The sequence below is a fragment of the Flavobacterium daemonense genome (assembly GCF_007341385.1).
In the GTDB taxonomy this organism is placed as follows: Bacteria; Bacteroidota; Bacteroidia; order Flavobacteriales; family Flavobacteriaceae; genus Flavobacterium; species Flavobacterium daemonense.
In genome coordinates this window covers 517,717-525,789 of sequence record NZ_VJYD01000002.1, presented here as the reverse complement: position 1 = coordinate 525,789, position 8,073 = coordinate 517,717, and the positions used below count along the sequence as shown (strand labels likewise).

The 8,073-nt window shown below is 35.6% G+C and carries 6 protein-coding genes; 3 read left to right on the top strand and 3 right to left on the bottom strand.

Annotation, left to right across the window (positions count from 1 at the left end; translation table 11 throughout):
- Together FND99_RS04565 and FND99_RS04560 are read left to right on the top strand one after the other, a co-directional pair.
- Positions 1 to 1,459 (top strand): T9SS type B sorting domain-containing protein (locus tag FND99_RS04565; RefSeq protein WP_144336795.1); only part of this gene is annotated, 1,459 nt, incomplete at its 5' end.
- Positions 1,460 to 2,434 carry a PorP/SprF family type IX secretion system membrane protein gene (locus FND99_RS04560; RefSeq protein ID WP_144336794.1) on the top strand — a complete coding sequence of 325 codons (975 nt, stop codon included), beginning with the start codon at positions 1,460 to 1,462 and terminating at the stop codon, positions 2,432 to 2,434.
- Between the two features lie 72 nt (positions 2,435 to 2,506).
- On the opposite strand, the gene trhO is transcribed toward FND99_RS04560, so the two are convergent.
- From trhO to FND99_RS04545, 3 genes are all read right to left on the bottom strand, one after another.
- Positions 2,507 to 3,865 carry an oxygen-dependent tRNA uridine(34) hydroxylase TrhO gene (gene trhO, locus FND99_RS04555; protein ID WP_144336793.1) on the bottom strand — a complete coding sequence of 453 codons (1,359 nt, stop codon included), beginning with the start codon at positions 3,863 to 3,865 and terminating at the stop codon, positions 2,507 to 2,509.
- 161 nt (positions 3,866 to 4,026) lie between these two features.
- Positions 4,027 to 5,706, bottom strand: a complete 1,680-nt coding sequence (locus tag FND99_RS04550) for a SulP family inorganic anion transporter (RefSeq protein ID WP_162615533.1) — start codon at positions 5,704 to 5,706, stop codon at positions 4,027 to 4,029.
- A 21-nt stretch (positions 5,707 to 5,727) separates the two neighbouring features.
- Positions 5,728 to 6,690 (bottom strand): polyphosphate kinase 2 family protein, encoded by a 963-nt coding sequence (locus FND99_RS04545; RefSeq protein WP_144336791.1) that lies wholly within the window; start codon positions 6,688 to 6,690, stop codon positions 5,728 to 5,730.
- A 247-nt stretch (positions 6,691 to 6,937) separates the two neighbouring features.
- On the opposite strand from FND99_RS04545, the gene FND99_RS04540 reads away from it, so the two are divergent.
- The gene (locus tag FND99_RS04540; RefSeq protein WP_144336790.1) at positions 6,938 to 8,071 is read left to right on the top strand and encodes an efflux RND transporter periplasmic adaptor subunit; all 1,134 of its coding nucleotides are present in this window, start codon (positions 6,938 to 6,940) and stop codon (positions 8,069 to 8,071) included.
- Positions 8,072 to 8,073: the final 2 nt, after the last annotated feature.

The window sequence follows — 8,073 nt, the reverse complement described above, 5'->3', positions numbered from 1 at the left end:
GGTTTTGACGGTAACCCCGAAACCGGCAAAAATCTCGACTTCTCAAACAATATGTTCAGGAGAAAACTTCACTTGGAACGAAAACAATACAACCTACAATGCTTCGGGAACTTATCTTGTAGCCAAAGACGGCTGCACCGCGGATCAGGAATTGGTTTTGACTGTAACCTCGCAACCGGCAAAAATTTCGACTTATCAAACAATCTGTTCAGGCGAAAGCTATACTTGGAGTGAGAACAATATGACCTACAATACTTCAGGAACTTATCTTGTAGCCAAAGACGGCTGCACCGCTGATCAGGAACTGGTTTTGACTGTAACCTCGAAACCGGTAAAAATTTCGACTTATCAAACAATCTGTTCAGGCGAAAGTTATACTTGGAGTGAGAACAATATGACCTACAATACTTCAGGAACTTATCTGTTGACCAAAGACGGATGTACAGCTGATCAGGAACTGGTTTTGATTGTGACACCATTATTGACTTCTGCTGTAATACATAACAGCCTATTTCCTGAAAATTGTCTTGACGAAAAAAATGGCGCTTTTAGTATCGAAATAACTGGCGGATCAGCTCCTTATGAATTGAGTTTGGATAATTTTAACGGTATATATAGACAAATTTCCGGAACTGAATACACATATGAAAATCTACCTGCCGGCTTGCATAAAGTTTACATTAAAGATGCTAACAACTGTACAAACCAACTTGAAATTCAAATACCGAACGGCGTTAAAATCAATCCAATTGCAGAAATTAATTATGAATGCCTAAATAATTTATCTGTCAATTCGGTTACCGTAACAATTGATCAAAGTATTACCAACCCAGCAGATATAGATTATACACTTGATGAAAATCCTAGTGGTTACCAGGATAGTAATGTGTTTACAAACGTACCTTCTGGCAATCACACAATAACCGCCAGACATTCTAACGGTTGCACTCAAACCACAAAGTCGTTTATTATTGATCAAATTAATCCTCTCGAACTAAGTTTAAACAATGGTGAATTGAATGAAATTGTTGCTAGCGCTTCTGGTGGTTCAGGAAATTATCAATACACCTTTAACACAGAATCTTCCGCTACTGCGAATAAATTAATCATATATAAATCAGGAACATACATAGTTACTGTAACAGATAAAAATGGATGTTCGGCTAGTATTTCAAAATATTTCGACTACATCGACATATCAATTCCAAATTATTTTACTCCAGATGGCGACGGAATTAATGATGAATGGGGACCTGATTCTTCTTTACAATATCAAAATTTAACCTTTACAATTTTTGACAGATACGGTCGCATGATCAACAAATTCAGCAATGGACAAAAATGGGATGGAAAATACAATGGTGCTGAACTAACTTCTGGCGATTACTGGTATGTACTAAAACTCAATGATCCCAAAGATGCCAGAGAATTTGTTGGACACTTTACACTTTACAGATAAATGAAAAATTTTATACTATGGTCTTTATTTCTTGTAATAACTTCATCTTATGGACAAGAACTAAATCTACCAGTTTTCACGCAATACTTAGCCGACAATCCTTTTGTTGTGTCCCCAACTTATGCGGGAATTGGCGATAATTTAAGAATAAGAGCTAATGGTTTAACCCAATGGGTTGGGATCAAAGATGCTCCGCAAAATCAATCCCTTTATGCCGATTTAAGAGTTCTGGATCGCTCGGGAATCGGAATCTCATTGTACAATGACAGCAATGGAAATACCAAACAAACTGGAGCAAAAATTTCATTTGCTCATCATCTTATTTTGGATTACTATTCCAAACAATATTTATCATTTGGAATTTCTTACAATCTGAATAATTTTAAAATGGATACTGATAAATTTCAGTCCGGAAATAGCCCTGTACCACCTATAGATCCAAGTGTTACAAATAACCGAAGCATCTCCAATAATAATTTTGACATAGGTGCTCTGTACCGAAATAAAAATTTCTACCTAAGTATAAACATTGAAAATATTCTGGATAAAAAAACAAACGAATTTTATTATACAGAACCTAATTTACTTCGTAATTATCAAGTTTACACCGGGTATATTTTTAAAAGTGCTCAAAACGAAAAAATAGAATTTGAACCATCGGTGTATTATCAATTTTATGTTAGCGATAAGCGTTCTAGTACCGATTTGAATTTTAAGTTCAGACAATATAACCGTTATGAAGACTATTATTGGCTCGGTATTTCATATCGTTTTTTAAATGATCAGCCCTTTCAGCCTTTAGTTTTGGGACCAATGGCCGGATTCAAAAAATCCAATTTTTACTTTGGATATTCGTATCAAGCATCTCTTAACCAGATGGGTGCCTATAATTCAGGAACACATGTCATTACAATTGGTCTCGATTTTCTTCGAGCAATCAGCGATTGTCCTTGCACGCAAAGCCCTGTTCATTAGTTTTTAAACTAAATAAAAAAGCCCATTCTGTGTAACACAAAATAGGCTTTTAAAAGTTAGTTTTAGATTATGTTAACCTAAAACTTTATAAATTTTATCAGACAATCTAATTCTGAATGGCACTTCAAAAGTCACTTTATCGCCAACTTTAGCTGTTTCAGTTTCAGCTCCATCAACAATGATTTTGTCCAAAACTAATTCTTGATCTCCTGTTGTTGGACCAGAAATAAGAATTTTATCACCCGCGTTTACTCCGTGATTTTCCACTGTAAACTGACCAACTTGTGCTTTTACATAATAATGCTCAGCTTTTCCAAGAAGTACTTTTTTTACTTTTACTTTTTGACGGATATCAACTGGCTTTTGAGCTGTCGCCAAAGCTGTTTCTGGCAATTCACCTGAATGTTTGAATTTTAAATTTTCAGATTTCCCTTTTCGGAACACTTTATTTCCAACTTGTTTTCCAGTTCTCAAACGAACTTGGTCAACCAAAGGCATATGAATAATCTCTAAACATTCTGTAGAACAACAATTTTCCATAGCCGTTTTACATTCGTCACATTGAATAAACAATAAATGACAACCGTCGTTTTCGCAATTGGTGTGATTATCACAAGGTTTTCCGCATTGGTGGCATTGCGAAATAATATCATCTGTGATTCTTTCGCCAAGACGATTATCGAACACGAAATTTTTACCAATGAATTTACTTTCTAAACCTTCTTCTTTCAGTTGTTTCGCGTAATTGATAATTCCGCCCTCTAATTGAAAAACGTTTTTGAAACCTTGGTGTTTAAAGTAAGCACTTGCTTTTTCGCAACGAATTCCGCCAGTACAATACATTACCAAGTTTTTATCTTCTTTATGATTTTGAAGTTGCTCGTTGATAATTGGCAAACTTTCTCTAAATGTTTCAACATCTGGAGTAATTGCGTTTTTAAAATGCCCCACTTCGCTTTCATAGTGATTTCTAAAATCTACTACAATTGTGTTTGGATCATCTAAAATTTCGTTAAATTCTTTGGCTTTCAAGTGAACGCCAATATTGGTAACATCAAAAGTTTCGTCATTCAAACCATCGGCAACGATTTTATTACGTACTTTAATGGTTAATTTTAAAAAGGAATGATCGTCATGTTCGACAGCTTCATTTAAACGAATGCCTTTCATGAAATCATAAACTTCAAGAGTCGCTCTAAAAGCTTCCAAATTTTCTTCAGGAATACTCATTTGAGCATTAATTCCTTCATTGGCAACATAAATTCGGCCTAAAGCATCGAGTGCGTTCCAGGCTAAAAATAAATCATCGCGAAATTTTTTGGGATCTTCAATTTTGGCATACGCATAGAAAGACAACGTTAGTCGTTGTTTACCTGCATCATCGATCATGATAGCTCTTTCTTCTGCGCTCAAAGTGTTATACAGTTGCATGCTATAAACAGTTTTAAGTTAAGAATGTATGTTTTTTTAGATTTTTTCTAAAATGTGCTGCAAATTTAGGGTTTATTTTGAGATTAAAAATTGTATTAGGCTAATTATCTGATTTTTTTAACAACTTTCAAAAAAATCTACCAGACCATTTTTAAATAAAATTAAGTAGTATTCTCTTTTTGGCTAGCTTGAACAACCAAGTCATCAACTGAAACAGAGCGACTTATTCGACCCATAAAAAATTCTAAATTCTCTGCTCTCAGACTGTCACGAACTTCAGAACGTGCTTCTGCAATTTTGAGCGTTATATTTCTGGCACTTAAGTCAAAAAATAAATTTTTTAAAAAACGTGCTCCAGCAATATCAACACGAGGAGACGAATTAAGATCTAGTATTATTAACTTTAACGACTGTGGCTCGTTGTAAATTTTTGCCCAAATTTTTTCCTTGATATATTCGGCATTAAAATAAAATATCGACGATTCGATCCTCACAATCAGGATGTTTTCGATTCTTTCATTATCCGGATGTCTTTCTAAATCAGTATAAAGTCTCGTTCCCGGGATTCTCCCTAAAAAAGCTACATTTGGTTTTGAAGCCGCTTTCAGCAAAAGCAACAAAGTAAACATTGCAGCCAATAGTACGCCCGCCAAAATTCCCCAAATAAGTACTCCAACAAGCGCAATCATTGCGACACAGAATTCTCCTTTATCTCTTTTGTACAAGTATTTCATTTCTTTGAAATCAAAAAGACCTCGAATAGCAACCAAAACAATTGAAGCCAAAATTACAGTTGGCAGATTTTGAAGATATCCCGTTAAAAATAAAAGGCAAACTGCAATTGTTGCCGAACAAAACAAAAGAGACAAAGGACTTTTTGCGCCCGCAGTATCATTTACCGCCGATTGCGAGAGTCCGCCAGCAACAGGATAACCCTGACCAAAAGCAACAGCCGCATTTGCAACGCCTAGTGCCAGAAGTTCTTGACGCGGGTCAATAACATATCCATTTTTTTGTGCCAATGTTCTTCCGGCAGAAACACTTTCAATATAAGATAATAAAAAACTGGCCAATGCGAGGAGCAAAACCCCATCGACATCACGAATCAATATTGACGGCATACGAAATTCCGGAAGTCCCGTTGGAATAACTCCAACTGTTTTGAAACCGCTATACTGCAATGATGTTGACGAGACGAGTACAATAGACAAAACAACTATTAAAATAGCAACTGGTTTGCCGGGAGCTAATTTTTCGCCGATTATTAAAATAATGATGGCAACAATACCAAAAATAAAAACAGTACTATTAAGATGTGGAATTTGATGAAATAGAATTGTAACGCGTTCTAAAAAATTAGTGCCGCCACCTTTTACGCCAAATAATTTAGGCAATTGAGTGAGTCCAATGGTTATTGCGGCGCCTGCTTTGAATCCGAGCAAAACCGTCTCGCTTATAAAATTTATGATGCCGCTTAATTTTAAGACGTAAGCAATTATGGCCATTCCGGCAAAAACCAATGCTGTAAGCGAAGCGATTTCAGACCATCGTTGTACATCACCATTTGCCATCGTTGCAATTGTAGTTCCAATCAATAACGAAATTGCAGATGTAGGCCCAATGGCAAGCTGTTTGCTCGTTCCTAAAAAAGAATAAAATAGTCCTCCGAGAAGATAACCATAAATCCCAAACTGTGGAGGAAGTCCAGCAAGAGTTGCATATGCTAATGAAACTGGAATTCCATATGCGGCAAGCGTAATCCCTGCCACAAAATCGCTTTTAAGATTTTTTGATTTATATTCTTTAATCCAGCCTGTAATGGGCAAAAGTTTCGAAGTCATCATTTAAAATGATAATAAGAATTAATCTTTTTCGGCTAATAAGGCTTTTTTGACCTCATTAAGTTCTGCAAGTTTGTCCGCGCTTACTTTTGGATATTCTAAATCCATTTCGTCTAAAGCATGAATAATTGCAGACGCGATGGCAATTCGGGCGTAGTATTTATTATCTGCTGGAATTACATACCAAGGCGCTTTTTTGGTTGATGTATTTTTGATCAATTCTTCATAAGCAAACATATAATCGTCCCAATATCCTCTTTCTTTGGCATCGGCAGCACTGAATTTCCAATTTTTGTCCGGATTATCCACGCGTTCAATAAATCTCCTTTTTTGTTCTTCTTTTGAAACATTTAGAAAAAACTTGATTACAATAGTTCCATTTCGATGCAAGTACTTTTCAAAATTGCGAATGTCTTCAAAACGGTTTTCCCAAATATTCTCGGTGATCAATTTCTCGGGAATTTTTTGACTTCTCAATATCTGTTCATGAACACGAACCACTAAAACTTCTTCATAATAAGAACGGTTGAAAATTCCGATTCGTCCTCTTTCCGGCAAATGCTTTTGGCAGCGCCATAAATAATCATGATCCAATTCTTCAGAACTTGGCCCTTTGAAAGATGAAACCTGACAGCCTTGCGGATTTATACCAGACATTACATGCTTAATCGCACCATCCTTTCCTGCTGCATCCATGGCCTGAAAAATAATCAAAACCGACCATTTATCCTGAGCATAAAGAATATCCTGCATGGCCGCCAATGCTTTGACTCCCATTTTTAAAGTTTCTTTTATTGCCGACTTTTTTTCATCTCCAAAATACGAAGTAGCTTTATCCTTGAGCATAAAATTTTTGTCATCTCCTACGCAATATTGTTCTGAAAATTTCTTCGCTCGATGCAGCAATTCTTTCTTGTTTAGTGTCTTTAGATTTTCATAAGCACCTTCCAAATTATCTGGCTTTATTTTATTTTTTTTTGACATAATGGGAATTATTTAAAATTAAAAAGCAAACGCTCACTATCAATTCTTACAAAAAGCGCATTTTGACGATGTTTTGTGTCATTTAAACGATTTTTTAACACTTGAGGATCAATTACATATAAATTTAAGAAAAAATCAAAATGAAAATAATATTTCAGAATCTAAGCAAAAAAAATATTAACTTAGCTAAGGAATTATTTGGTTTTTAGTTAATTGAGTTTTAATAGAATTTAATAAAAAATTAAAAATGAACAAAGTTTACACTCCTGCAATCTTCTTACTTTTTTTATTGTTAGCCTGCAAAAAAGAAGCCCCACCTCAACCCAAGCCACTTGAAATTCCAATAGTTCAAGTTTTACAACAAGATGTAAAATTAGAATCTGAATTTACAGGACAAACTTATGGACAATCAGACATCCAGATCAATCCTCGAGTAGATGGCGTTATTCAAAGTCTGAATTTCAAAGAAGGCGGTTTAGTAACCAAAGGACAATTGCTATACACCATTGATCCATTGCCGTTTCAAAACAAAGTTACCGAGGCACAAGGAAGATTAGCTGAAATGCAAGCCCGATTAGCCAAAACAAAATCCGATTATGAAATGATGGAACCATTGGCAAAAATGAATGCCATCAGCCAGAGGGAATATATCGGCGCGAAAGCTGCTTATAGTGCTTCAAAAGCATCAATCGACGCGGCGACTGCGAGTGTAAAAAATGCAAAAATAGAACTCAGCTATTGCAGCATCACGGCTCCAATTTCAGGATTAATCGGGATATCAAAAGTGAGAGTGGGCGATTATGTTCGCCCAGGTCCAGCTTCTGTTTTAAATACTGTTTCTGATTTAGGCGATGTCAGAGTTCGATTCACAATGAGTGAACAGGAATTTCTTCGAATTTTCAGAGAAATGTCAAAAAAAGATTCCGGCTTAAAAAACGAAGCAAAATCAATATCTATTTTATTGTCAGATGGAACACCATATTCTGAAACAGGAAAAATAAGTTTTGCCGACAGACAAATTGATCCTGCTACTGGAGCTGTAACTTTTGAAGCAGCATTTGCAAATCCGCAACAATTGATTCGTCCGGGTCAATACGTAAAAATTCATGTTGTAACCGATATTCATAAAAATGCAATCATAATACCGCAACGTTCTGTTATTGAAATGCAAGGAATTACTCAGGTTTATGTAGTAGGCGCAAACAATAAAGTAGAAATGAAAGAGGTAAAACTTGGTCCAGCATTCAAAGACTCCTACATCATTACTGATGGTTTAACTGCCAATGACAAAATTGCACTTGGAGGCACCTCTCAATTAAAAAGCGGTAATGTTGTAACGCCGCAAATTAAAAAATGGGCTCCGGGAGAAGCAATTAACTAATT

Excerpts from the sequence above, each read along its gene's own strand:
- FND99_RS04560 (WP_144336794.1), top strand. The coding sequence starts at position 1,460 with ATGAAAAATTTTATACTATGGTCTTTATTTCTTGTAATAACTTCATCT.
- trhO (WP_144336793.1), bottom strand. The coding sequence starts at position 3,865 with ATGCAACTGTATAACACTTTGAGCGCAGAAGAAAGAGCTATCATGATC.
- FND99_RS04550 (WP_162615533.1), bottom strand. The coding sequence starts at position 5,706 with ATGACTTCGAAACTTTTGCCCATTACAGGCTGGATTAAAGAATATAAA.
- FND99_RS04545 (WP_144336791.1), bottom strand. The coding sequence starts at position 6,690 with ATGTCAAAAAAAAATAAAATAAAGCCAGATAATTTGGAAGGTGCTTAT.
- FND99_RS04540 (WP_144336790.1), top strand. The coding sequence starts at position 6,938 with ATGAACAAAGTTTACACTCCTGCAATCTTCTTACTTTTTTTATTGTTA.